The organism is Streptomyces tirandamycinicus (assembly GCF_003097515.1).
Classification (GTDB): domain Bacteria; phylum Actinomycetota; class Actinomycetes; order Streptomycetales; family Streptomycetaceae; genus Streptomyces; species Streptomyces tirandamycinicus.
This window is the reverse complement of sequence record NZ_CP029188.1, coordinates 6,404,343-6,429,111: the sequence shown is the minus strand read 5'-3', so window position 1 is coordinate 6,429,111 and position 24,769 is coordinate 6,404,343. Positions and strand designations below refer to the sequence as shown.

Annotated in this window: 18 protein-coding genes; 9 read left to right on the top strand and 9 right to left on the bottom strand. The window is 71.9% G+C overall.

Going from position 1 to position 24,769, the window contains the following annotated elements; translation table 11 throughout:
• Window positions 1-183 precede the first annotated feature (183 nt).
• The 4 genes from aztD to aztB form a co-directional block, all read right to left on the bottom strand.
• On the bottom strand, window positions 184-1,383 hold the full coding sequence (aztD, locus tag DDW44_RS27975; RefSeq protein ID WP_108908203.1) for a zinc metallochaperone AztD: 1,200 nt from the start codon (window positions 1,381-1,383) through the stop codon (window positions 184-186).
• A gap of 128 nt (window positions 1,384-1,511) precedes the next feature.
• Window positions 1,512-2,471, bottom strand: coding sequence for a zinc ABC transporter substrate-binding protein AztC (gene aztC, locus DDW44_RS27970; RefSeq protein ID WP_108908202.1), 960 nt, complete (start codon window positions 2,469-2,471; stop codon window positions 1,512-1,514).
• Window positions 2,468-3,703, bottom strand: a complete 1,236-nt coding sequence (locus DDW44_RS27965) for a hypothetical protein (RefSeq protein WP_108908201.1) — start codon at window positions 3,701-3,703, stop codon at window positions 2,468-2,470. The genes aztC and DDW44_RS27965 overlap by 4 nt, the downstream gene beginning before the upstream one ends.
• An 11-nt stretch (window positions 3,704-3,714) precedes the next feature.
• The gene (aztB, locus tag DDW44_RS27960) at window positions 3,715-4,611 is read right to left on the bottom strand and encodes a zinc ABC transporter permease AztB (protein WP_108908200.1); all 897 of its coding nucleotides are present in this window, start codon (window positions 4,609-4,611) and stop codon (window positions 3,715-3,717) included.
• A gap of 14 nt (window positions 4,612-4,625) precedes the next feature.
• Here aztB and aztA point away from each other — a divergent pair, with 14 nt between their 5' ends.
• On the top strand, window positions 4,626-5,360 hold the full coding sequence (gene aztA / locus DDW44_RS27955) for a zinc ABC transporter ATP-binding protein AztA (protein WP_208648017.1): 735 nt from the start codon (window positions 4,626-4,628) through the stop codon (window positions 5,358-5,360).
• Window positions 5,361-5,383: 23 nt separating this feature from the next.
• Here aztA and DDW44_RS32210 read toward each other — a convergent pair whose 3' ends face one another.
• Window positions 5,384-5,521 carry a hypothetical protein gene (locus DDW44_RS32210; protein ID WP_167455539.1) on the bottom strand — a complete coding sequence of 46 codons (138 nt, stop codon included), beginning with the start codon at window positions 5,519-5,521 and terminating at the stop codon, window positions 5,384-5,386.
• A 636-nt stretch (window positions 5,522-6,157) separates the two neighbouring features.
• Here DDW44_RS32210 and DDW44_RS27950 point away from each other — a divergent pair.
• Window positions 6,158-13,351, top strand: coding sequence for a LamG domain-containing protein (locus DDW44_RS27950; RefSeq protein ID WP_108908198.1), 7,194 nt, complete (start codon window positions 6,158-6,160; stop codon window positions 13,349-13,351).
• A 487-nt stretch (window positions 13,352-13,838) separates the two neighbouring features.
• Here the strand turns inward: DDW44_RS27950 and DDW44_RS27945 are convergent, their stop codons facing one another.
• Window positions 13,839-14,618, bottom strand: coding sequence for a hypothetical protein (locus DDW44_RS27945; RefSeq protein WP_108908197.1), 780 nt, complete (start codon window positions 14,616-14,618; stop codon window positions 13,839-13,841).
• Window positions 14,615-15,640 (bottom strand): DUF3179 domain-containing protein, encoded by a 1,026-nt coding sequence (locus tag DDW44_RS27940; RefSeq protein ID WP_240800794.1) that lies wholly within the window; start codon window positions 15,638-15,640, stop codon window positions 14,615-14,617. Before DDW44_RS27940 ends, DDW44_RS27945 begins: the two co-directional genes overlap by 4 nt.
• 740 nt (window positions 15,641-16,380) lie before the next feature.
• Between DDW44_RS27940 and DDW44_RS27935 the strand changes: the two genes are divergently transcribed.
• The 3 genes from DDW44_RS27935 to DDW44_RS27925 all read left to right on the top strand — a co-directional run bounded on the left by DDW44_RS27935 (window position 16,381) and on the right by DDW44_RS27925 (window position 19,504).
• Window positions 16,381-16,830, top strand: a complete 450-nt coding sequence (locus DDW44_RS27935; protein WP_108908196.1) for a nitroreductase family deazaflavin-dependent oxidoreductase — start codon at window positions 16,381-16,383, stop codon at window positions 16,828-16,830.
• 182 nt (window positions 16,831-17,012) lie between these two features.
• The gene (locus tag DDW44_RS27930) at window positions 17,013-18,623 is read left to right on the top strand and encodes an FAD-binding oxidoreductase (RefSeq protein ID WP_108908195.1); all 1,611 of its coding nucleotides are present in this window, start codon (window positions 17,013-17,015) and stop codon (window positions 18,621-18,623) included.
• A gap of 26 nt (window positions 18,624-18,649) precedes the next feature.
• Window positions 18,650-19,504 (top strand): aldo/keto reductase, encoded by an 855-nt coding sequence (locus tag DDW44_RS27925; protein ID WP_017947351.1) that lies wholly within the window; start codon window positions 18,650-18,652, stop codon window positions 19,502-19,504.
• A 60-nt stretch (window positions 19,505-19,564) separates the two neighbouring features.
• Here DDW44_RS27925 and rfbA read toward each other — a convergent pair whose 3' ends face one another.
• Window positions 19,565-20,440 carry a glucose-1-phosphate thymidylyltransferase RfbA gene (gene rfbA, locus DDW44_RS27920; RefSeq protein ID WP_108908194.1) on the bottom strand — a complete coding sequence of 292 codons (876 nt, stop codon included), beginning with the start codon at window positions 20,438-20,440 and terminating at the stop codon, window positions 19,565-19,567.
• 286 nt (window positions 20,441-20,726) lie between these two features.
• On the opposite strand from rfbA, the gene DDW44_RS27915 reads away from it, so the two are divergent.
• Together DDW44_RS27915 and DDW44_RS27910 are read left to right on the top strand one after the other, a co-directional pair.
• Entirely contained in the window at window positions 20,727-20,981 is a 255-nt protein-coding gene (locus tag DDW44_RS27915; RefSeq protein WP_017947353.1) for an acyl carrier protein, read from the top strand.
• A gap of 270 nt (window positions 20,982-21,251) precedes the next feature.
• Window positions 21,252-22,022 carry an AfsR/SARP family transcriptional regulator gene (locus DDW44_RS27910; protein WP_018891721.1) on the top strand — a complete coding sequence of 257 codons (771 nt, stop codon included), beginning with the start codon at window positions 21,252-21,254 and terminating at the stop codon, window positions 22,020-22,022.
• Between the two features lie 120 nt (window positions 22,023-22,142).
• On the opposite strand, the gene DDW44_RS27905 is transcribed toward DDW44_RS27910, so the two are convergent.
• The gene (locus tag DDW44_RS27905; RefSeq protein WP_108908193.1) at window positions 22,143-23,000 is read right to left on the bottom strand and encodes a class I SAM-dependent methyltransferase; all 858 of its coding nucleotides are present in this window, start codon (window positions 22,998-23,000) and stop codon (window positions 22,143-22,145) included.
• Between the two features lie 187 nt (window positions 23,001-23,187).
• On the opposite strand from DDW44_RS27905, the gene DDW44_RS27900 reads away from it, so the two are divergent.
• Both DDW44_RS27900 and DDW44_RS27895 read left to right on the top strand, forming a co-directional pair.
• On the top strand, window positions 23,188-23,625 hold the full coding sequence (locus DDW44_RS27900) for an ester cyclase (RefSeq protein WP_026281940.1): 438 nt from the start codon (window positions 23,188-23,190) through the stop codon (window positions 23,623-23,625).
• Between the two features lie 40 nt (window positions 23,626-23,665).
• A complete protein-coding gene (locus DDW44_RS27895; protein WP_108908192.1) occupies window positions 23,666-24,769 on the top strand; it encodes a methyltransferase in 1,104 nt (367 codons plus the stop codon).

The window sequence follows — 24,769 nt, the reverse complement described above, 5'->3', positions numbered from 1 at the left end:
GCCCGGGACCGCGCCGTCACCGGCACAGGACCCGGCGCTCGCCCGCTTCGCCTTCACCGGTGCGCTGGGATCCCTTTGGGCTGCGTGCCGCCGGGCTGGTCCTCGGCACCGGCGCACCTACTTCGCGGCGTCCGTCCACCCCGGGTGGACGGACGCCGCGGAGATCCGGCGATACGGGACCGGTCAGTGGCCGACGACGACGCCGGACAGTTCGTTGGTGCTCTTCGGCAGGGTCACGGAGTTGAGCTTCTTGCCCGAGTCCAGCGCGAAGGAGTGCAGTTGGCGCTTGCCGGGCTCGGTGACGTAGGCCGTGTGGTCGCGTACGAAGAGGGTGGGCCTCGGCTGCTGCCAGTCCAGTGGCTCCGTCCAGTCGCCCACTGCGTTGATCCTCTTCGTCACCTTGCCGGTCTCCGGGTCGATGACGTGGAGGACGCCGTTGGTGCCGAGGACGAGTGCTTCGCCGTGGGGGCCGCGGGCGAGCGAGCGAAAGGAGTAGCTGGTGCCGAGATCGACCAGGCGCAGCTTCGCCGTCCGGGTGTCGATCAGCGAGATGCGGGTGGGCCGCTCCAGCTCCGCCTCCGGGTCGGTCTTGTAGTCGCCCAGGAGGATCGGGGAGAGGTCGCTGCCGCGCTGGTTGCCGATGCGGCCGTAGTCGTCGGGGGCGTCGACCTTGGTGAACTTGCCGTCCTTGTAGACCAGGACGCCGTCCTCACACCCGACGGCGATCGCCTCGTCCTTCGCGGCGGCCTCTCCGTGCACGCCGGGGCAGTTCTCGGCGCGCTTGATCTCCTTGTTGTCCCGGTCCAGGACGAGGGCGCCGGTGCGCTTCTCCTCGGTGCCCAGGGTGCTGAGGAGTTCGCCGCCGGTCAGCTCGATGGCGACGCCGTGGTGGGGCTCGGCCGAGGTGTAGCCGCGGGTCCGCGGCTTCTTGCCGTCGGCGAGGTCGGCGGGGTCGAAGACGTTCACCTCTCCCGTGCCGTCGGTGAACAGCACCGTCTTGCCGCCGTGCAGCACGACGTGTCCGGGCTTGGCGCCCTTGAACTCGGCGTCCGTGAAGGTCTGCCGGGCGGCGTTGAAGACGCGGAAGCCGCTGTCGGTGGAGACGACGACATGTTCCTCGTCACCCGCGGGGTTGACGCGGTTGAAGCCGGGCAGTTCGACCGTCCTGGCCAGCTTCAGGGTTTCGCCGTCGAGGACGTACAGTCCCCCGTCGAAGGTGGCGACCAGCGGATCCTTGACCGCGACGGCCTCGCTGCCCTTCGCCTGCTTCGGCTTGGCCTCGGACGAGGCGTGGTCGGTCCCGCCGCAGGCGGTCAGCGCCAGGGACGCCGCCAGGGCGAGGGCCGTGCCCGTGAGCGTCTTGGCGCGTATCGGCTTGTTCATGGTGTGCTTCCTCTCGGGCCCTGACGGGCGCCGGGTTCGGTGGTGGGCGGGGTTGTGTGGTGGAGCGGGTTCCGTGGTGGAGCGGTCGGTCCGCCGGTCGCGGGGAGTCCCGATCAGGGGAGTCCCGATCAGTCGCGGGTGAGGCTCGCGACCATGGCGGTGGTGTTGGCGCGCATCAACTCCAGGTAGGTGCCGGCGCCTTTCCCCCTCTCGGTCAGCGACTCGGAGTACAGGGCGACGACGTCCACGTCGCCGCCCGTCTCCTGGCTGAGGACTTCGGCCAGCCGGGTGGGCTGGGAGGAGTCGGCGAAGACGGTGCGCACCCCCGCCTTCTCCATGGCCTGCGTGAGGGAGCGCAGATCGGAGGAGCTGGGCGAGGCGAGGGTCGTGCCGCTGGGGATGACCGCGCCGATGACGCGGAAGCCGAAGCGTTCGGCGAGGTATCCGAAGACGTGGTGGTTGGTCACCAGGGACCGCCTGTTGCCGGGTACGGCCGCGAAGGACTTCTCCATCCAGGCGGTGAGGTCGGCGAGTCGGCCGTCGTAGCGTTCGGCGTTGTCCCGGACGGTCTTCTCGCTCACGCCGTCGACGTGCTCGACGACGTGGTCGGCGATCAGTCCGGCGGCCTTGCGTACCCGGTCGGGGTCGGTCCAGAAGTGCGGATCCGGCTCCCCGGCCTCTTCGGACGGACCGCCTTCGTCCCCGGTGCGGAAGGTGAGCGGGTCCACCGCCTCGCCGGCCGCGAAGGTGGCCACACCGGACTCGCGGGCGGCCTCCACATGCCGCAGTACGTTCTCCTCGAGACCGAGCCCGTTGTGGACGACCAGGTCGGCGTTCTCCAACTCGGCTGCCTGCACGGCCGACAGGCCGAAGGAGTGCGGATCGGCATTGGGCTTCATCAGGACGCTGACGTCCGCCTCGCCGCCGACGATCTCGCGGGTGATGTCGCCGAGGATGTTGGTGGTCACCACGACCCGGGGCCGGCCGCCGTCGCCCGTGCAGCCGGTCGCCGTGCCGGCCACGGCGAAGAAGCTGATCAGGGACAGGAGCAGAGCACGGAGCCGTGCTGTCCGCACGCGTACGTTCATCGGCCCGTCTCCGCCATCAGGGACGGCCGGATGTCCAGTTCGAGGGTGCGGGCGACACGGAGGCCGTCGTTGTAGTCGATCTCGTACACACGCTTGCCTTGGGGGTCGTTGAGGTAGGCCCGGCTCCGGTCGACCTCGATCACGGGTGCCGTGTTCCTTCCCGCGGGGGCCTGGGGAAGCCTGTTCAGCAGGGGGGCGGTGACCGCGGTCTCCTTGCCGGTGGCGACGTCGTAGCCGTGCAGGGCTCCGTCGGCCTGCAGGACGAGCAGCGGGGCGCCTTCGCCCGCGGTGTTGGCGGCGACGACGGGGCCGGTGCCCACCCGGGTCCAGGCACGCCCGGTCACGTCCAGGACCCAGACGGCGTTCTTGCCGGCGGGTGCGGTCAGCACGGTGCCGCCCGGACGGTGCCGGAAGGCGGTGGCCCGCTCGTCCTCCGGCACGTCGTCGCCGTACGGGATCCTCACGGCGGTGTACCCGCCGTCGGTGTCGGTCACGAGCAAGGCCCCGTCGGCGCACCCGAAGACGACCCCCCGCCGGGTGACCGCATCACCCCGCGGGTCCTCGCACGTGCCGTGCGTCACGGCGACCCGCTTGCCGTCACGGTCGAGCACCACGGCCCTCGCGGGGCCGCGTCCGTCCCGCGTCAGAGCGATCAGGCGTTCGCCGTCCGGCACCACGGGCCCCGCGTAGATGCCCGGGAGGCCGACGGAGCGGCCGATCGTGCCCTGCTCCAGGTCGGCGCGGCGGTAGACGCTCGCCTGTCCGCCGGGTCCCGTCACCACGGTCGTCCCGGAGTCGCCGCGGATGTGAGTGCCGGGGCCGCCCGGCAGTTCGCCGACGTCCCGGATCGTCGCCCGGTAGTAGTGCACATGGTCTCCGTGGTCGACCGTCCACGTGCCGCCGTCGAGGACGTGGGTGCCCTGCGGGCCGTGGAAGTAGCCGAAGCGGCCGTCCGTGGTGAGGCCGGTGACGCCCGTTCTCCGTGCGGTGCCGTGCGTCTTGCCGGTGGTCAGGTCCAGGACCCGGGTCTCACCGGTGCGGGGATCGCCGAGCAGCAGCCGCGACTGCTGCTCGGCGGCCTCGGTGGCGCCTTCGACGTAGCCGTGGGGCGCGGCGGAGGCGGCGGGGCCGGGCGTGGGCCGGGTGGGGTCGCCGCTCGCGCAGCCCGCGGCCAGCAGGGCCACGGCCAGGAGCACCGACGGCGGGGACGTCGTACGTATGCGGACGCGCAAGGGAGATCTCCTCAGGCTTCGTCGGGTCGGGTGGCGGGGGTGGCGGCGGTGAGTACGGGAGCGGCGGCGGGGAGTCCCGTGCGAGGGGCGCGGCGCCGGTGGCGGGCTCCGGACGCCAGGTGGGACAGGAAGAACAGGCTGACCGCGAGGGCCGAGACGGACGCTCCGGCGGCGGTGCGCAGATGCCAGGAGAGGAGCAGGCCGCCGAAGGTGGCGACCGTGCCGAGGGCCGCGGCCAGGAGCATGACGCCGCGCACACTGCGCGCCCAGGGCAGGGCCGCCGCGGGCGGGGCGATGAGCAGGCCGAGGACCAGCAGCGTTCCCACGATGTGGAAGGAGGCGACGATGGCCAGGGCCAGCAGTCCGAGCAGCACCGCGTGCGCGAGGCGGGGGCGCAGGCCGAGTGTTTGGGCCTTGCGGGCGTCGAACGCCAGGGCCAGGAAGGCCCGGTGACCGAGCACCGCGACGGCCAGCGCGAGCAGCAGCGCCGCCCCCAGGAGGACCAGGTCGCTCTCGCGCACCGCGAGGACGTCGCCGAAGAGGAACCCGGTGAGGTCGACCGCGAACGACTGCGACCGCGACACGATGATGACGCCCAGGGACAGCATGCCGACGAAGAGCAGGCCGATGCCGGTGTCCTGGGACAGCCTCGGAGTGCGGCCCAGCGCGGTGACGCCGGCCGTCATGAGGGCCGCGCTCACCAGCGCTCCGGCCATCAGGTCGCCCCCGAGCAGCGCGGCGACCGCGACTCCCGGCAGCAGTCCGTGGGACATGGCGTCACCGAGGAAGGCCATTCCCCGGAGCACCACCCATGTGCCCGCCAGGGCGCAGATCGCCGACACGAGAATCCCGGCCCACAGGGCCCGCTGCACGAAGGTGACCTCGAAAGGCGCCGTCAACCACTCCATGCGATGACACTACAATGAAAATCATGTTCAATAACAACCCCCGCGAAACCCGGGGCACCGAGGAACGGAATCAGCGCGTCCGCTTCACCGGCCTGGACGCCGGCTACCCGGGCAGACCCGTACTGCGTCAACTCAGCGGGGACATAGCCGCCTTGGCCATGACGGCGCTCGTCGGCCCGAACGGGAGCGGGAAGTCGACCCTGCTCGGCGTCCTCGCCGGAGTGATCCAAGCGACGGCCGGCGAGCTGCGGTACTCCGAGGGCCGCCCGCCCGCGTTCGTGCCGCAGCGCGGCGCCGCCGGCGACGCCCTGCCGCTCACGGTGCGGCAGACCGTGGAGATGGGACGCTGGGGCGCGCGCGGGCTGTGGCGAAGGCCGACGCGGCAGGACCGGGCGGTGGTCGACTCCGCCATGGAGCGGCTGGCCGTCGCCGACCTCGCCGCCCGCCAGCTCGGGGAGTTGTCGGGCGGCCAGCGCCAGCGCGTCCTGATCGCCCAGGGCCTCGCCCAGCAGTCGGACCTCCTCCTGCTGGACGAACCGGCCACCGGGCTCGACCCCGAGGCCCGCGGGCGGATCGCGACCCTGCTGACGGAGCTGGTCGCCGACGGCACCACCGTCGTCCAGGCCACGCACGACCTGGAGGCCGCCCGCGCCGCGGACGCCTGCCTGCTCCTCGACGAAGGGCGGCTGGTCGGGCAGGGCACGCCCGAGCAGGTCCTCACCGCCACGGCTCTCGCCCGGGCCTGGTAGCCCTTCCGAGGGGGACCGTCCGGTCACCGAGGCGGCGGAGACACCGCGAGGGTGCGCACCCGCGTCGCCGAACCGGCGTGACGGTGCTGGGCGGTGACGATCCGCTCGTCGTGCTGCGGCACCGGGCGCCCGGTGAGACCGGCGTCGGCGCCGTCGGTCATCTCCTCGTACACACTTCTCGTGTCGGCGACGCCGGTATCCAGCGTCCGGCACGCCGGGGGGAGCCACTGAGCCACTCTCCCTGGCGATGTCGAGCAGGTCCGGTACCGCCCGGCCAGAAAGTGCGCGTCTCCAGCCGAGATTGCAGATGTCCCGGCCACCTGTGCCGGCGCCGTGGGCTTCGGGAACGGGGGCCGTGCGCGGTGCTCCTGGCGAGGGAACCCCGTCCTCCCCGGCCAGTCAGCCCAAGCGGCAAGTCGCACGGGCGGGTCCCTGGAGTGTGAGGACGGGGCGGAACGAGTTGCGACGTTCCACGGCGGGTCACCTCGGTCACATGTCACGATGTGGGGAGATTCCGACCAGGAGTGAGCGGGGGCCGCTGAGACAGACTGTTGTGTGAGGACCGCCGAACGTGCGTACCCGTCAACACCTTCGCCCCATCAGGCCGTAAGTCTGTCCAACCCCGTCACGCCGTGCCGCCACGGCAGTTCCACGACCAATCCCCGCCGCACCACCACCCTGTGCCGTGTGCCGTGTGCCGTGTGCCGTGTGCCACGGCGAGCCTGGTCCCCAGTCCGTTCACACACCGACGTCGGGTCCGCGCGGCCGTGCCGACTCGACGACCGAGGAGCCGGTTGATGCAGCAACAGTCCCGCGAGAAGGTCTACCGCGACGCGACGTACATATCGACGACGACAGTGCGACACGGCGGTACCACCGTGGCGTTCGCCATGGACTCCGAGCGCAGGATCCACTACAGCGTGCTGGACCTGGAGCAGGCGCAGGACTTACGCGGTGCGCTCGATGTGAACTACTGGAACGCCGATTCCGCGCTGCTGTCCTTCCCCCGGGAGATCGTGGACATCGGCGTGGCCGTTCCCGTGGCCCGGACGATGCCCACGGTCAAGGCGGGCGGCCGAGTCGAGTCCCGGCCCGGGGAACTGCTCCCCGGCGAAAGCGACACCTTCCTGTCGACCACCGCGCGCCTGACGGCGGCCTCGCCGATCCAGGCCGTCTCCGACGGACGTCACATCTTCGTCTTCCGCCGCTCCGTCACCGCCCTCGACCACGACGCGGTGTTCCAGGGGGTCGGGACGTCCCTGTCCGCCGATCCGGTGCTCACCGCGGGCGACCGGGTTCCGGCCGTGGACGCGTCCTTGCTGTGCGATCGCTACGTCCTCGTCGGATCCGTCCTCAAACCGGTCGTCGAAGTGCGCTACCGGCGCTCGCGCAGCAAGTTCGTGCCGGCGTCGGAGGGGACCGACACCCTGGGCACCCGGGACATGGACGGAGTTCCGTTCTACGAGCCCACCTCCAAACTCTCCTTCGTTCCCCGGATCGACCACGGCGGCTTCGCCGTCCTGCTGCTCCCTACCGAGGTCGACGGCCGGTCGCGCTGGCAGCTGTTCGTGAACGACGCGGCCGAGCGACGCATCGAGTCCGTCAACTGCGCACAGGGCGACGACGGGCTGTTCGACATCGCCGGCACCCAGCTCTACACCAGCCCGGACCCGCGGTTCTCCGCGTCGGTGCTGGAGCGCGAGCCGGGCATCGACCCGCACACCGGGCTGCCCCTCGTACCGGTCCCCGCGAGCACCGACCGGGCGGCGACCGCCCTGCGCTTCGACCCCGCGCTGCCGGGAGCCGTGACACTGCGGACCGAGGGCTTGCCGCCCGCATCCGGTGGATTCACCTTCGAGGCGTGGATCAGGCCGGTGGCACCGGGCGGGACGATCGTGGCCACGCGGGACGAGTCGCGCCCGGACGGTTTCCGCCTCGGTGTCGACGCATCGGGGAGCCTGATCCTCGGTCAGGGCGCGCAGGACCGGCACCTGACCGGGTCGGTGCCCGTCCCCTTCGGGGTCTACTCCCATGTGGCCGCCGTCTTCGACGGGCTCACGGTGACCCTGTTCGTCGACGGGGTGCCGTCCGGCACCGGGACCATCCCCGTCGCCCCGGCCCCCGGCAGCGCGGACCTCCTCGGTATGCGCGGCAGCACCGGCGACCCCGTCGCTCCGTTCACCGGAGACATCGACGAGGTGCGCGTCTGGAACCGGGTCCGCACCGAGACGGAGCTCGCCGACCGCGGGCGGCGCCTGGCCGGTATCGAAGCGGGACTCATCAGCTATCTGCGCTTCGACGAGGGAACCGGCGACCGCGTCGCCGACCTGTGCCGTGGACGTTCGGCGGCCTCGGTATCGGGTGCGGTGTGGGTTCCGTCGGACGCACCCGTCGGGGACGGCCCCGGGCTCTCCCGCGACGTGTTCGCGCTGAAGGACCGCAACGTCGTGGGCGGCCTGGCCGCCACCCTGTACTTCCAGCAGGAGCCCCGTCCCACCGGCTACAGCGACTCGGCGCTGGAGAAGCGGCAGGCACGGGTGCTGCTGGCCGGCGCGACCTCCGGGCCCGCGCCCGAGGGAGGGTCGGACGCGCGCGCCTACGTGTGCACGGTCGACTTCGCGCTCTCGCGCGGCGGCCGGCTGGCGGCGGTCCCCCGGGAGATCGCCCTCGAGGCGATCGGGCTGCCCGACCCCGCCAGGGACCTGGACGCGCTCACCGCCGCCCAGGCCCGGGTCGCCGCCGCCCAGGCGGCGCTCGGCGCGGACCAGGCGCTGGCGGACATGCTGTGGCCCACCCTGGAGTACATCGCGGACATCCGCCGGTTCTCCTTCCGCGACCAGCAGCGTGCCCAACTGGAGCGCACCGTACCGGCCATGGTGATGGCCCAGCAGCGGCTGGGCTCGGGCCGGGCCCAGGTGGACGCCGCCAAGGCGGCGCTGGCGACGCTGACCGGCGGGCTGCTCGGCGGCCCGGAGACGGTACTGGAGATGCCCCGGATCGCCGTCGACCGGTCGGGGCTGAGCGCGTACGGGGCACTGCTGACCTTCGCCTGGACCACCGACGCCCCCTCCCTGCTGGAGAGCGCCACCGGCGACGTGGTGATGTACTTCCGCGGCGGCGACGGGCAGTTCTTCGCGGCCTACTACCCCACCACGGTCTCCCGCGCGGCCAGAAGGCTCCCCGCGGGGACGGGTGAGGTGACGCTGACCGCACGGGACACCGCCACCCGCCTCGCCGACCTCCGGATCACCGTCGGCGACGGGTCCTCCGCCGGCCTGTGCCGGGTCGCTCTCACCCAGGGGCCGGTGACCGAGACCTTCGAGGAAGTGCCACGCGAAGCGGTCTCCTTCGCCCGCGTCCTCAACGGCACCCGCGCCCCGGGCACACTGCTGGGGCGGGCCGTGTCCGTCTCCGGCACCACCCTGACGCTGGACACCCCCCTGGCCAGGGCGCTGGAAGCGGGAGGCACGGTCTGGGTCGGCGGCACCGAACGCACCCTCGCCGGCCCGGTGGCGACCGGGGCGACCCAGGTCAGGCTGACCGCCCACGCATCGATCGTCAGCGTGGGACAGGAGCTGCGGACGACGCTGTACGACTACGCCCACGCCCGTTCCAGCACGCCCGGGGCCGTCCTCTGGCACGGCTCCCAGCTCGTCAGCGCCACGGCCCTCGGCGCCGGTCCACAGGTGGCCAACGGCACCGCCCTCGACCTCGCCGAGCCGCTGCTGCCGCGATGGCGCGGCAACACGCCGGGGCGTGCGCTGTCCTTCGACGGCCACAGCCGGCACCTGACCCTGCCCTCGTCCGCCTGGCCCGACATCACCCCGTCGGGCGACCTGACCGTGGAAGCCTGGGTCAACCCGGCCACGCTCACCGGCAACGGGGCCCGCATCTGGCACGCCTCGATCCCGGGCTTCCGCTACGCGCTCGCTCTGGAGGGGAGGGCCGCGATCAGCGCGTTGCTCCTGGACGGCGCCTCGTGGGTGGACTGCGGAACCGAACTGACGCTCGCCGACCGGGACTTCACCATCGAGGTCTGGGCCAACGCCGCCGGAAACAGCCGCCTCAGCCCGCTGTTCAGCAGCGGCTCGACCGTGGACGCCGACCCGGTCTTCCTGGCGTTCACGCCGGACAACAGACTGGCCTTCTCGACGGCGGGCAGACAGCTGACGACCGACCCCTTCCCCGAGGGCGGCTGGCACTGCTGGTCGGCGGTGTTCGAGGCCGCCACCGGGCGGCGCACCCTCTACCGCGACGGAATACAGATCGCCCAGGACATCGCCCCCGGCCGGCCGGGGGGCGGCGGCCGCACGACCCTCGGCTGCTTCGGCTTCGCCGGTGCCGGGCAGGAGCGCCCGGCGACCGCCATGGTGGACGAGTACCGGGTCTGGGGCAGGGCACGCACCCAGGCGGAGGTCGCCGGATCCGCCCACCGCCGCCTCACCGGCCACGAGCCGGGCCTGCTGGGCTACTGGACCTTCGGCGACGCCTCCACCGCGGACCGCTCGGGCAACGGCCACCACGGCACCGTCCGCGGAAGGCTCATCCCCTGCCCCTCGGCTCCACGCGGCTACAGCCTGGCCGCCGTCGTCGGATCCCAGGCCTTCCGCAGCGAGGGAGTCTTTCCCGCCGCCGACTGGGGGCACGTCGCCATGACGTTCCGCCAGGACTGGGCCCTGGCCATGGACGGCACCGGTCATCTGGACGCGGCCGGGCCCGAGGGGCTGGACCTCGTGGACGACCTGACCATCGAGGCGTACGTGAAGCTCGACGCCCTGGGCTCCATGCAGGGCCTCGTCGGCAAGGGGCCGGTCCTGGGCGGGGGCTCCGGGGCCGTGCCCTACGCCCTGTACGTCGACCCCGACGGACAGCTCGTGTTCACCTTCGAGGCGGGCGGCGGGGGCACCGGCTCGCAGCAGATCTGGCGTTCGGGAGAGGCGAACAAGCTCGTCCCCGGGGTGTTCACCAAGGTGGCGGTCACCCGGCGCGGCGGAGAGGACAAGGACGGCGCGGTCGGCATCCGCCTCTACATCGACGGCAGGCTGGTCAGGACCGACCGCTACACCGGCGCCCGGCCCGTGGGCAACGACGCGAACTGCGAGATCGGCCGCTACCGTGTGGGCTCCTCCTCGTACGGGCTGCGCGGGACGGTGTCCGAGGCGAGGATCTGGAAGGTGGCGCGCAAGCCCGAGGAGATCGGCGTCCCCGTCACCACCAAGGCCGAGGGCCTGGTGGCGTGGTGGAACGTCCCCGAGAGCCACGGGGCGATCACGGCCGACGCGTGCGACGCCTTCCCGGCCCGGATCCACGGCGCGGTCCGGGTGCGGACCCCCGACCCCCACGGCAACCGTTTCACCTTCTACCACAACGGTGTGCCCACCGCCGCCGACCGGGTCTCCATGGACAACGTGCTCGGGGACATGGGCCCCGAGCAGGTGACCGTGGCGGCCCGCAGGACCGGCTCGGGGGCGCTGTCGGAGGTTCTCACCGGCACCCTCGACGAGATACGGGTCTGGCGCACCTGCCGTACACAGGAGCAGATCCTGGACAACCTGTTCACCAGGGTCCGCGGCGAGCGCCAGGATCTGATGGCCTACTACCCCTTCGACCCCGAGTCCACGGTGGCCGGCGCGAAGGTCGCCGATGCCGGGCTGCGCGGCTGCGACCTGGAGCCGTCCGTCCCGGCCCCGGAGGTCGTCGTGTCCACCGCGCCGCTCTCGGACGACACGGCCGAGGTGCGCTCGGCACTGGCCGGGGCGAGCACGGCCTTCCACCGCCGGGTGAGCGCGACGCCTTCCGCCTCGGAGTACGCGGACCTGCAGACCGACGCCCACGGAAAGGCGATCGGCGTCATGAAGCGCGCCTACAGCTCCGTACGCGCGGGCGCGTGGGTGCTCGGCACCGGGTTCAAGGTGGGCGACCTGACCACCTCCTGGGTGGGCCAGGCGCAGTTCAACCCCCAGCTCGTCGGCTATCTGGAAGGGGCCCCGCCGGTTCCTTCCGAGAACATGATCGAGGGCACGGCCGAGGACTACAGCGGCACGTCGTCGGTGAGTTTCGTGCAGGCCGACACCGTCACCAACACCATGTCCTCCGACCACAAGACGAGTGTGGACAGCTCGGCGAAGATCACCTTCGATGTGTCGCAGAACGATGACACCTTCATCGTCGCCGCCCCCCTGGGTGCGGGGACCGCCAAGCCGCTCAGCTCTCTGAAGATCCACGCGGGCGGAAGCGCGGAGATGAAGTTCTCCAACAGCTGGAGCAACGACACCACGGTCAGCCAGGGTGCCACCACCACGCGGACCAGCAGCGTCAAGCTGGCCGGACGCTGGGAGAGCCCGGAAGCGAAGGAGCAGGCCAATCCCACGGCCGGCCGGCGCTGGCTGCCGGCCAACACCGGGTTCGCGATCGTCCAGTCCGACACCGCGGACCAGTTCGCCCTGAGGCTGGCCCACAACGGCGCCCTGGTCGCCTACCGCATGATCCCCAACCCGGACATTCCGCGCGACTGGAACATCATCGCCTTCCCGATCAACCCGCTGTACACCAAGCAGGGAACGCTCGACGGAGTGATCGGATTCCGCACCCGGGGCGCGGCGGGCGGCCTGGAACCCTGCCCCGACCCTTCCTTCCCCCACGCCGGGGACGGCGGGCAGTACAGCTACTACCGCCCGCGCGAGGCCTACGCCCTCAAGCGCCGTATCCAGCGCGAGGAACAGCAGCTCCAGGCGTTCTACGAGTCCGCGTCGACCGACACCCACGCCCCGGACCCGGTGGCCGCGGCCGCCGACCGGGTGCTCAAGGGGATGATCGGGGGCACCGGTACGAGCACGGGGCTCACGTCGGGCGGCGGCGATCCGGTGGCGGGCCGGGCCGCCCACCGCTCAGCGGCCCGCCGCAACATCGTCAACACCTATGTGTGGACCGCCGCCGGGGGCCTGTTCTCCGAGACCACGTCCACCACCGACCAGGTCACCAGCACGACGGCCGGGGAGTACACCGTCAGCGGGAGCGCGACCTATCAGAGCGGCTTCGAGGCCGAGATCGGGCCCGTCGGCGGGAAGTTCGCCTTCGAGGCCACCATGGGCGGTGGGTACACCGTCACCCGGCGCAAGACCAGGGACGCCTCACGGTCCTTCAGTCTGGAGGTGGCCACCGAACCGGGAAGCGTCCTGCACCGAAGCGACGGCTCGGGTCCCGTACTCGTACCGGGCCGTGTCGACGCCTACCGCTTCATGTCCTTCTACCTGGACACCTCCACCGACAACTTCGAGGACTTCTACGGAAAGGTCGTCGACCCGGAATGGCTCGAGCGCGGGACCGATGCCGGCGCCCGGGAACTTGCCCGGGCCCGGCAGAGCGACCGCAAGCCTCCGTGCTGGCGGGTGCTGCACCGGGTGACCTTCGTCAGCCGGGTCCAGGACACGGGGGCGCGGACCCCCTCCCTCGCTCAGGCCATGGGATCGCTGGGCCTCTCCAGCGACTACGCGCTGATGCGGCAGCTGTCGCCGTACCTCGTCGGCGCCACCGCCGACGCCGCCGAACTGGCCGCGGCGACCACCAAGGTCCTCACCGCCCACTTCACGGCGCTCGTCCCGTACACGGACGTGATCGCCGCCAAGGTGGCGGCGTTCCACGGTCTCGCCGCGGACCACCTCGACCGCCTGCCCCTCGCCGGGGACTCGCTGCCCACGCCGGCCAGTTCACTGACCGTCGACCGGCCGTCGGCGGAACACGGTGCGCATGCCGTCCTCGGTTTCGGCACGCCTCCGGGCACCGCGAGCCCGACCAACTGGATCGGCCTCTACCCGGTCGGCGTCGCACCCTCCCAACAGGAGTCCCTGCTGTGGGAGTACGCCCCCGGAGCGGGCGGCAGCGTGACCTTCGCCACCGGGAAACTCCCGGGGCCGGGAGAGTACGCGGCCTGGTACCTGCACAACGACGGGTACGCACTGCTGGCCGGTCCGGTCGCCCTGACCGTCCGCTGAACCGGTAGCGGTTCTCCGGGGGCACCCGGCCGGGCGGACCTCGCTCCGCCCGGCCGGGGCCCTCGGGCGCTCGGCATGGCTGCGACGGCGGAACGAGGAAGCCGGTGAGATTCCGGCAAGGGATTCCGGCACTCCGGCTGACACTCGTCCACGGGCCCGGCCCCCGGCGGGACCCGGGCGAGGACCGCGGAATGCGCGATCGCGGGCGCGGGCCGGGGTGCGGGCGTGGGACGGGCGGCCGGCGGACCGGGACCCGGGCCGGGCCGGGCCGGGCCGGGAGGGTGCCCCTCCCCCGGGCGGCACCGTCCGTGCTCTCCTCGTCATTCCCATCGTCGTCCCCCTCGTCGTTCCCCTCGTCGACCCCCGGAACGACGAGATGGACGTCACCCCCGGGCGCTGTACGTCGGCGAGCGCCGAACCGTCCGGCCTCGAACACGCAGCGGCGGGGCAGGCAATGGGATCGGTGCAGACCGGCCTCGCCCCGCGGTCACGGCTCTCGTGTGCCGGGGACGCCGGGGGGTGCCGGCGTCCCCGGGTCGCCGATGTCGTCCGCGCGGCGTGCACGCCGCCCGGTCCGGCCGGCCCGCCCGGCGGTCCGCGTCGTGCCGGCGCCGCGCCCGGCCCGCCCGGCGCGGTCGCCCCGCGAGGCGCCCCAGACCAGCGTGCCGGTCAGCAGCAGCAGGGCGAGCGGGTAGAGCAGCGGGCGCGCGGGGAGGACGGCGGGCAGCAGGGCGGCGGCGGTGCCCGTCCCGAGGACGAGGAGAAAGGCGGGTGCGCAGCAGGCGAAGCCGAGCAGGAACGCCGGAAGCACCCCCACCAGCCGGGCGTAGCGGGTACGTCGGCACGCCGCGGACCGGCGGGCGGTGTGCGCGGCGACGGCGATGTTGCATCCGACCAGCGCTGCCACGGTCGCGCCGAGCAGCAGGTTGACCGGGCTGACGAAGACCGCGAGATGGCTGGAGGGGTGCCAGGCGAGGACCGGCTCGAACAGGTACGGCGCCCGCACCCGCAACAGCTGCTCCGGGGCGGCCCGCAGGACCGGGGCGCCGGTGAACCGGCCCGAGCCGGACACCGCGAGGTCCCCGGTGGAGAGGAGGTAGACCAGCAGGGTGAGGGCGGCGCCGATCAGCGCGGCTCTGCGGTGGCGGCGGACGGCGAGGGCGGCGCGCACTCGCCGGGGCGTGGCGGCCATCGCGCCGGCGGCGCCGTCCCACGCGTCGCCCGCCGTGGCGAGGACCGCGGCGAGCAGGGCGGGCACCCTGCTCATGTCCGCACCTGGGTGCCGGGGTGGAAGGCGTACCAGGCGAACCACATGGCGTCGAGGTGGTCGGCCGGCACCCACCGGCCGTCGCCCGCCCGCTGCAGGACCCTGGCGGTGCCGAGGCGGTCGTCCCAGCGTGCCTCCACCTGTGTGCCGCCGAGGTCCGTGCGCACGACGCGGTTCTCCCGGACGAGGTCCTTGTCGATGGCCAGGTGCCGGCCGGCGACCCGTACGCCGACGACCACGTGCTTGTCGCCGAAGCGGTCGCTGCTGTGCGCGACGGGGAAGAGCGGGCCGCCCTCGGCGTAGTAGCCGCTGCGGTCCGGGTAGGAGCCGTACGGGTCGCTGCCGTAGCCGCGCAGCGCACCGGTGTCGGTGGACAGCACCCGGGTGTCGGGGTGCGCGGTGCGCCACTGCTTCCACGTGGTCCATACCAGGGGGACGGTGGCCAGTTCCGTGCCCTCCAGCGGTCCGCTGACCGCGGTGCCGATCAGTTGGGGCCACTGCGAGCCGGTCTGCCGGTCGTACATCAGCAGGTTGGAGTTGACGAGCTTGCCCGTGGTGCCGAACGTCAGGTCCTGGACGCCGGGCGGGGCCCGGAAGCCGACGGCCGTGCCCGTCAGCGGGCAGTAGGTGACGGCGAGGGGCTCGCCCGCCACCGTGTCGTTGACGATCTCGTGCCATACCAGGACCAGCTGGGGGTACGCCCGTACCTCGCCGCGGTGTTCCAGCCCGAAGACCACGTCGTCGTCGTCGAGGAAGCGGGCCTCGCCCGCCGTGACGAAACGGGGCTCGTCCACGGCGGGGATGCCGTCCTTGCCCGGCCCGCCGGACACCGCGGCCTCGGCGAGCGCCCGCAGGGACGGGTCCTTGGCCGGCTGCACCGCGGTCACCGGCTCGGGCCGGTCGGCCAGGGTCTGCCAGCCGATCACGCCGCCGCCGACGAGCAGCACCGTGGCCGCGCCGATCGCTCCGGCGCCCTTGAGCACCTGCCGGCGAGGCGGGCGGGGGGACTGCCGAACGTTCACCGGGCACCTCCCGATCCCCCGGGACGCGGGCCCGCCGGACGGCGAGGTCCGCTTCGTCCTTCGATCATGCCGGGAGCCGGGGTGCCGGTTCGGTGAGCCCGCTTACAGTTCTCGCCGCTCCGGGAGCCCACGGGTCGGACCGTGGTGCCCGGGATCATGCCTGGGACCGTGCCCGGGTCGCGCTCGGATCGCGCTCGGGGCCGGGTACGCGGACCGGGGTCACGGCCGGCGACGAGCCGATCGCGCCGTCGGTGGCGATCACCACCTCGGCGCCGGACGGCACTCGGTGCCGTCCGGCGGAACGGCGGCACCTGACCACACCCGGTCACGCGACCGCGGCACGTCATGTGACCGCAGCACGTCATGTGACCGCACGACTTCACGCGACCGGACGGGGCCCGCGGCCGGACGCCTCCACCTCGCCAGGTGCAGCCGCGTACCGCACGGCCCGGCGCGGGTTCCCCGTCCGGAGTCCGTCCGCGCCGCCCGTACACGAGGGCGGGACGGCGGTCGAGATCCACTCGAGAAGCGGTCGAGGGCGCCCGGCCGCTGTCCGGAACTCGTTGCCGTGGGGCACGGCGGACGAGCATGCTCGAAAGCGCGTCCGCCAGGGCAGCCGGAAGCCGTCGCTCCTCTCAACTTCCCCTGAAAACACGTGATTCGGGTGAGGCGGAGGGCGATACTAAAATTTATGTATCCGGTGGTACGGTGTGGCTTCCGACGGACGGAGTGTGTGCTGCATGGACGAACAGGACGAGGTGCTCGACAGCCCGACCGGATGGGTCGCCACGCATGTGCGCCGCTACGTGGCCAGCGAGGGCGCGAGGGGGCACATCTGGTACGGGAAGCCGACGCTGCTGCTGACCACCCGGGGACGCAGCTCCGGGGCGCTGCGGCGTACCGGGCTGATCTACGGGGAGGACGAGGGGAACTACGTCGTCGTCGGATCCAACGGCGGGTCCGACCGGCATCCCCACTGGTACCTCAACCTGCTGGCGGAGCCGCGGGTGCGGGTGCAGGTGGCCGCGGAGACGTTCGACGCGGTCGCCAGGGAGGCGGAAGAGGGGGAACGGGCGCGCCTCTGGGAGGCGATGACCGCGATCTTCCCGCAGTACAAGAGCTACCAGAAGAAGACCGACCGGAAGATCCCCGTCGTCGTGCTGGAGCCACAGGGGCCCGCACGGGGATGACGGGTGTCCGGCGCCTCCGGTGAGGAGGCGGCGACGGCGATGCCCGGGGGGTGCGCGTCGGTCGGGGGCCCGGTCCGCCCGGGTCCCGCTGCGCGGACGGCAGGGGGCCGTGCCGTGAGGGGGGACGCGTCATCGTGCCGTTCCACCCGCTCGTTGCTCATCGAAGGGTTGGGGTGTGTGTCATGGGCCGAATCAGTCGTCGCGGATTCCTGAGAACAACGGGGGCCGGTGCCGCCGCGGTCGCCACCACGGGAGCCGTCGCGGTACCGGCCGAGGCCGCGCGGGCCGGGGGCCGCGTGTGCGTACCGGAGTCGCCGGTGACCACGGTCGGCGCCGCCGACCCCCGGTACGACGAACTGGTCAGCAGGGGGTTCAACGCCCGCTTCGTCGGATCGCCGGACGTCGTGCACGTGGTCCACACGCCCCGGCAGATCGAGGAGGCCGTGACGGACGCCGTCGCGGCCGGGAAGCGGATCGCGGTCCGCAGCGGCGGGCACTGCTTCGAGAACTTCGCCGACCACCGGGACGTCCGGGTGCTCCTGGACACCTCGCCCATGCGCTCGGTCTACTTCGACAAGAAGCACCGGGCCTTCGCCGTCGAGCCCGCCGCCACGCTGGGCGAGGTCTACCGCACGCTCTTCTACGACCACGGCGTGACGCTGCCCGCGGGGGTCTGCCCCCAGGTCGGCGCCGGCGGGCATGTCGCGGGCGGCGGATACGGGCCGCTGACCCGTCGTGACGGCACGGTCGTCGACCATCTCCACGGTGTCGAGGTCGTGGTGGTGGACGCCTCCGGCAGGGCCCGCACGGTCACCGCCACGCGCGAGCGGGACGATCCCCACCGCGAGCTCTGGTGGGCCCACACCGGGGGCGGGGGCGGCAACTTCGGCGTCGTCACCCGCTATCTGTTCCGTACGCCCGGGGCCACGGGCAAGGACCCCTCGGCGCTGCTGCCCAAGCCCCCCACCCGGCTCCGTTCCACCTTCGTGACCTGGCCGTGGGCCGACCTCGACCTGGCGCGGTTCACCCGGCTCGTCACCAACTACAGCCGGTGGTACGAGGAGAACCACGCCGACCCCCGGTACGGCAGCCTCTACAGCACCCTGCACCTCAACACCCACGCGGTGGGCTCCATTTCGCTGGAGGCCCGCTTCGACGGCGGCCGCGCCGACGCCGCCGGGCTGATCGAGCGCTACGTCAGCGCCGTCAACGCGGGGACCGGCCTCGAACCGGCCGTCGAGCACCAGGAGGACCTCTGGCTGCAGGCCACCCTGGGCGCACGCTTCGACACCGGCGGGTACGACCGGCACAAGTCCAAGAGCGCCTACCTCAGGCGGAGCTGGACACCCGAGCGCATCGCGACCGTCCACCGGCACCTGACGGACCCGTCGTTCGAGGGCTGGGGCGCCGTGGACCTCTACTCGTACGGCGGGACGGTCAACACCGTGGCGCCCGGCGCCACCGCCTCGCCCCAGCGTGACTCGATCCTCAAGGCGTGGTTCTCCGCCACCTGGATGGATCCGCAGCTCGACGAGGTGCACCTGCGCTGGATCCGCGAGCTGTACCGGGACGTCTTCCGGGACACCGGAGGCGTTCCCGTGCCGAACGACGAGCACGACGGTTGCTACATCAACTACCCCGACACCGACCTGGCCGACCCGCGCTGGAACACCTCCGGGGTGCCCTGGCACACCCTCTACTACAAGGACGCATACCGCCGCCTCCAGCGGGTCAAGGCGACGTGGGACCCACGCGACGTCTTCCGCCACCCGCTCTCCGTGCGGCTCCCCTGAACCCCGGCTGAAAGGACACCGTCACCGTGCGACCCGGCCGTGCCGTCGGTACACACATCACCCTGGGAGGCGACCTCACCGTCGGCCGGCTCGGCTTCGGGGCGCTCCGCCTCACCGGGCCGCACCACTGGGGTCCACCCGCCCGGCCGGACAAGGCCGCAGAGGTGGCACGGTGCGCGGTGGAGCTCGGCGTCTCGTTCATCGACACCGCCGACGTCTACGGGCTCGGCGCCAACGAGGAGCTGCTCGCCACGGCGCTGCACCCCTACCCGCCGGGCCTGGTCGTCTCCACCAAGGCGGGTGAGGTCCGGCCGAGCCCGCAGCAGTGGCGTGTGCTCGGCCGGCCCGACTATCTGCGGCAGCAGGCCGAACTCAGCCTGCGCCGGCTGCGCCTGGAGCGCATCGAGCTGTTCCAGCTGCACCGGGTCGATCCCCAGGTCCCGCTGGAGGAGCAGGTCGGAGCGCTGAAACAGCTCCAGGACGAGGGCAAGATCCGGCACATCGGGCTCTCCGAGGTCACGGTGGAGCAGATCGAGCAGGCCCGGTCGGTCGCCCGGATCGTGAGCGTACAGAACAAGTACAGCCTCTACGACCGGCGTTACGAGAAGGAGCTGGTCCACTGCGAGCAGGAGGGCATCGCCTTCATCGCCTGGAAACCGCTCGCCGGTGCGGCCCGGCCGGCCCGGGACGGTGCCCTCGCCCGGGTGGCCTCGCAGACGGGGGCGACGACGACCCAGGTGGCGCTCGCCTGGCTGCTGCACCGCTCGCCGGTCGTGCTGCCGATCCCGGGCACGGCCTCCCTGGCCCATCTGCGGGCGAACATGGCGGCGGCGGACCTCGTGCTCGACGCCGGGCAGCTGACCCTGCTCGGGGAGGGGTGACCGCCCGGGAGCGTCCGGGCCGGGGGCGGCCGCCCCCGGCCGGGCCGCGCACGACTGCGGTCAGGGGCTCATCTCGCTCGCCACGGCCATGACGTACTCGCCGTACCCGGAGCGCGACAGCTTCGCCCCCAGCCGGTGGCAGGCGTCCGCGTCGATGAAGCCCATGCGCAGGGCGACCTCCTCCAGGCAGGCGATCCGCACGCCCTGCCGGTCCTCCAGGGTCTGCACGTACTGGCCGGCCTGGAGCAGCGACTGCGGGGTTCCGGCGTCGAGCCAGGCGAAGCCGCGGCCGAACGTGACGAGTTTGGCCCGGTCCTGCTCCAGGTAGACCCGGTTGACATCGGTGATTTCCAGTTCACCGCGGGCTGACGGGCGTATTCCGCGAGCGATCTCCACGACGTCGTTGTCGTAGAGATAGAGACCGGTGATGGCGAGATTGGAGCGCGGCTTCTCGGGCTTCTCCGCCAGGGAGAGGAGCCGTCCGGTTTCGTCGACCTCGCCCACGCCGTAACGCTCGGGATCGGTGACCGGATATCCGAAGAGGACGCATCCTTCGATGTCCCGGGAGTGTGCGTCCAGCAGGTCGTAGAAGCCGTTTCCATGGAAGATGTTGTCACCGAGGACGAGGGCGACCGAGTCGTCGCCGATGTGCTCGGCTCCCGTGAGGAAGGCCTGTGCCAGTCCGTTGGGCACGGGCTGTTCGGCGTACGTCAGGGAGATCCCCAGGTGGCTCCCGTCGCCCAGCAGCCTGCGCAGCTGGGGGATGTCGTCGGGCAGGGCGATGATGAGGATGTCCCGAACGTCGGCCAGCATCAGCGCCGAGAGAGGGTAGTAGATCAGCGGCTTGTCGTTGACGGGAAGCAACTGCTTCGAAACAGCCAGGGTGATCGGGTGTAAACGACTTCCATAGCCGCCCGCCAGGACAATTCCTTTCACTGGCTCCTCCTTTGTGTGGGCATTCGTTGCGACGGTAGGCCGCAGGCCCCCCGGCGGACAACAATCACCGTGCCGATATCGACCGTGCTGCGAGGTGAGAGGCCCATGACCACGTTCTGAGCGAGTCCGCTCGATCGGTTCTCGAGTCTGATACTTCCGAATCTGCATAGGGTGCACTTCGTGGCCGCCGCCGACCGCGGTGATGCAGCATCAGCCAACTGGCCGCCGCAGCCGGCCGCCACCGAGGGAGCGAGAGGTACCGGTCGCAACGGGAGGAAGAACTGCCATGGTGGCGCTGACAAGTGAAAGGCTCTTCGACATCCTGCGGGAGTGCGCGGGGGAAGAGGAGGCCGTAACCAACAAGGAAAACGCGGTTGACATGAAATTCACGGACCTCGGGTACGATTCGCTGGCCCTGCTGGAGACAGCGGCCCGGGTCTCGCGCGAGTACGACGTGGATATTCCCGAGGAGGACCTCTCCGAGGTCACGACCCCGGCCGGCTTCCTGACGGTTGTCAATACACTGCTGAAAGTGGCTTGAAACGTTCGGTGATGCTCGCCCGTCGGGCTCGGATTTTCGACGCGCAAGTGGTTCAGTGGTTCCCACCACAACATACCCGGCACCGACACTGGTTTCCGTTCCGGCGAACCGCCGGTTTCTCCGTGGGGAACCCGTGAACCGCCAGAGGCGTTGATGCCCGGTAGTCCAGTAGCCTTCTGCGATCTATGGGGGAACATCGTGAAGCTGGGTGTCTTAGGCCCGCTTTCCGTGCAGGTCGAGAGTGCCTTGTACACTCCGAGCGCACCGAAGATGAGAAGCGTTCTGGCCACACTGCTGGTGCACGCCGACCAGGTGGTACCCGTGTCGTCACTGATACGCGAGCTGTGGGACGAGGAGCCTCCCGTCAGCTGCCTGACCACGCTGCAGACATACATCCTCAACCTCCGCAAGCTCCTGGCGTCCGCGACGGGCATGTCCGGCCGTCAGGTCGCCTCCGAGCTCCTGGTGACCCGGTCCGGGGGCTACCTGTTCCGGACCGCCCACGGGGACCTGGACGTCCACCGCTTCCACGAGCTCGTCGCGGACGGGCGCCGCGCCCTGTCGTCGGGGGACGACCAGGCCGCGCTGTGCACCCTCTCCAGCGCGCTGCAGCTGTGGCGCGGACCCGCGCTGGTGGACGTCGTCGCCGGCCGGATCCTCGAGGGCAGGCGCCAGCAGTTCGAGGAGTCCCGGCTGGTCGTACTGGAGTACCTCGTCGACACCCAGCTCCGGCTGGGCATGTACCGCGAGGTCCTCACCGAGCTCGCGGCCCTGACCGCCGACAACCCGTACCACGAGGGGCTGCACGCCCAGTACATGCGGGCGCTGTACCTCAACGGCCGCCGGGCGCAGGCCCTGGAGCTCTTCCAGCGCCTGCGGGTCAACCTGGTGAACCATCTCGGCCTCGAACCCGGCCCGATGGCCCAGGAACTGCACCGCTCCATCCTCAACGCGGAGTCCATCGACGCACAGGGCAACCTCCGCAGGCCGACCGGTGACATCGTTCGCATGTCGTCCTCGGGCGCCGTGCGCGTCTACTGACACCACAGGGAGCCTTGTCCCGTCGGCGGGACAAGGCTCCGGGTGTTCCGCACCGGCCGCCCCCGGCCGCCACCGGCCGCCCCCGGCCGCCCCCGGCGGCCCCCGGCGGCCCCCGGCAGCTCAGTCCGCGACGGACGCCCTGACGAAGCGGACCGGGGTGGGCAGACGGAGCGGGCCGTCACCGCGCAGCCGGTCCAGCTCGGTGACCAGGCGGTGGCGCAGCTGCCGGCTCTCGTACTCCGGCAGGTGCTGCCACAGCAGCCGCATGCCCTGGGTGTGGGACCAGTCGACCCAGGTGACGCCGTCCGGTGCGCGCAGGTCGATGTGCTCGTCGGCGACCTCCACGTCGTCGAAGCCGGCGCGGAGCATGGTGCGGGTCAGGTCGTCGGGGTCCTGCAGCCAGCTGTTGAACCGCCGCTTCAGCGCGTCGGGGCGCCAGTCGGCCGGCAGGTTGCGCAGCAGCCGTTCCGGGATCAGTTCCGTGAACACCGGCGGCAGGAAGGGGAACGTGTCCTCCGTGAACACCGGGCTGGTGAAGGCGATCCTGCCGCCCCGCCGCAGCAGCGCCGCGTACCTCGGCAGAGCGGCCGGCGCGTCCGGCAGGAAGATCAGGCTGTAGCCGCCGGTCACCACGTCGAACGAGGCGGGCGGAAGGTCGGGGTGCTCCCCGTCCATCACCCGTACCTCGACGTGCCGGGTGCCGAGCGCGGCGGCCTGCCGGCGGGCCTCCTCCACCATGGCCGGCGCGATGTCGATGCCGAGCGCATGGCCGGACGGCCCCACCCGTTCCGCCGCCGCGAACAGGGAGGCGCCCCGGCCGCACCCCACGTCGAGAACGCGCTGCCCGGGCTGCGGATCGGCGCGTTCCACCAGCCGCCGCCCCATCGGTGTGAAGAACTCGACGCCCAACTGGTCGTACTTCGCCGCGGCGTTGTTGAACGCCTCGGTGACCGTCGATTTGTACTTCGTCGTGTCCATGGGTCCTCCGGGTCAGGAAAGCCGACCCGACCACCCTGGCCGGTCACTCTGAAATGTGGGTCGGAATGCGCTCGGTGAACGCTCGAAACCGGCTTGTCGACCGGTCGAACCGGTGCGGGAAAGGATTGTTGCGAAGGGCCGCGGAAGTCAGGATGAACCCGTTGACGGACGACAAGGAGAGTATGCCGTGAGCGATCACATCGATGTTGTTCGCCGTATGGTGAACAGCTACAACACCGGGAAAACGGACGACGTGGCCGAGTTCATTCACGAGGAGTACCTCAATCCCGGCGCACTGGAGCACATGCCGGAACTGCGCGGCCCGGAGGCCTTCGCACTCGCAGTGAAGTGGCTGAAGCTCACCTTCTCCGAGGAGGCGTGCCTGGAGGAGATCTCCTACGAGGAGAACGGCAGCTGGGTGCGGGCGAAACTCGCCCTGTACGGACGTCAGGTGGGCGAGCTCGTGGGAATGCCCGCCACCGGGCGCCGCTTCTCCGGCGAGCAGATCCACCTCATCCGGATCGTCGACGGGAAGATCCGCGACCACCGCGATTGGCCCGACTACCTCGGCACCTACCGCCAGCTCGGCGAGCCCTGGCCCAAGGAGGAGGGCTGGCGGCCCTGAGCCGGCGGCCGGCACACCCACGCCCAAGGGAAGGAACACGGTGAGCCCTTCGCCACCCGCGGAACCCCTGGAACCCACGGACCAGGACCTCGACGTACTCCTGAAGAACCTCGGCAATCTGGTCACGCCGATGGCCCTCCGGGTCGCCGCGACGCTGCGCCTGGTCGACCACCTCCTGGCCGGCACCGGCACCGTCACCGGCCTCGCCGCCCGCACGGGCACCCATCCCCAGGCGCTCGCCCGCCTGGTGCGCCATCTGACCGCCGTCGGCGTCCTGGAGGGCGGGGAGCGGGACCGGCCGCTGCGCCCCACCCGGCTCGGCCTGCTCCTCGCCGACGGCCACCCGGCGCAGCAGCGGGCCTGGCTGGACCTGAACGGGGCCGTCTCCCGCGCCGACCTGGCCTTCACCGGCCTGCTCGACGTGGTCCGCACCGGCCGTCCCGCGTACTCCGGGAGGTACGGGCGGCTCTTCTGGGAGGACCTGTCGGCGGACCGGGACCTGGCGGACTCCTTCGACGCGCTCATGTCCTGCGACGAGGATCTCGCCTACAAGGCCCCCGCCGACGCGTACGACTGGTCGGCGGTACGGCACGTCCTGGACGTGGGCGGCGGCAGCGGCGGCCTGCTCGAGGCGATCGCCCTGCGGGCACCGCACGTCCGGGGCACCCTGGTCGAGCTGGCCGGCCCCGCCGGGCAGGCCCGGGCCAGGTTCGCCGACGCCGGTCTCGCCGACCGGCTCACGGTGTCGGAGGGCGACTTCCGCGACCCGCTGCCGGTCACCGCCGACCTCGTGCTGCTCTCCTTCGTCCTGCTGAACTGGTCCGACGAGGACGCGCCGGTGATCCTGCGCCGGTGCGTCCAGGCACTGGAGCCGGGGGGCAGGGTCCTCGTCCTCGACCGTGCCGACGTCGAGGGGGACGGTGCCGACCGCTTCTTCAGCACCCTGCTCGACCTGCGGATGCTGACGTTCATGGGCGGGCGGGTGCGCACCCGGGACGAGGTCGTCGCCCTGGCGGCGTCGGCCGGGCTGGTCCTGGACTCGGAACGCACCAGCGGCTCCGCCACCCTGCCGTTCGACTTCTCGATCCTGGAGTTCACCGCCGCCCCCGAGGGGGACGCCCACGCCCTCCCAGCACAGGAGTAG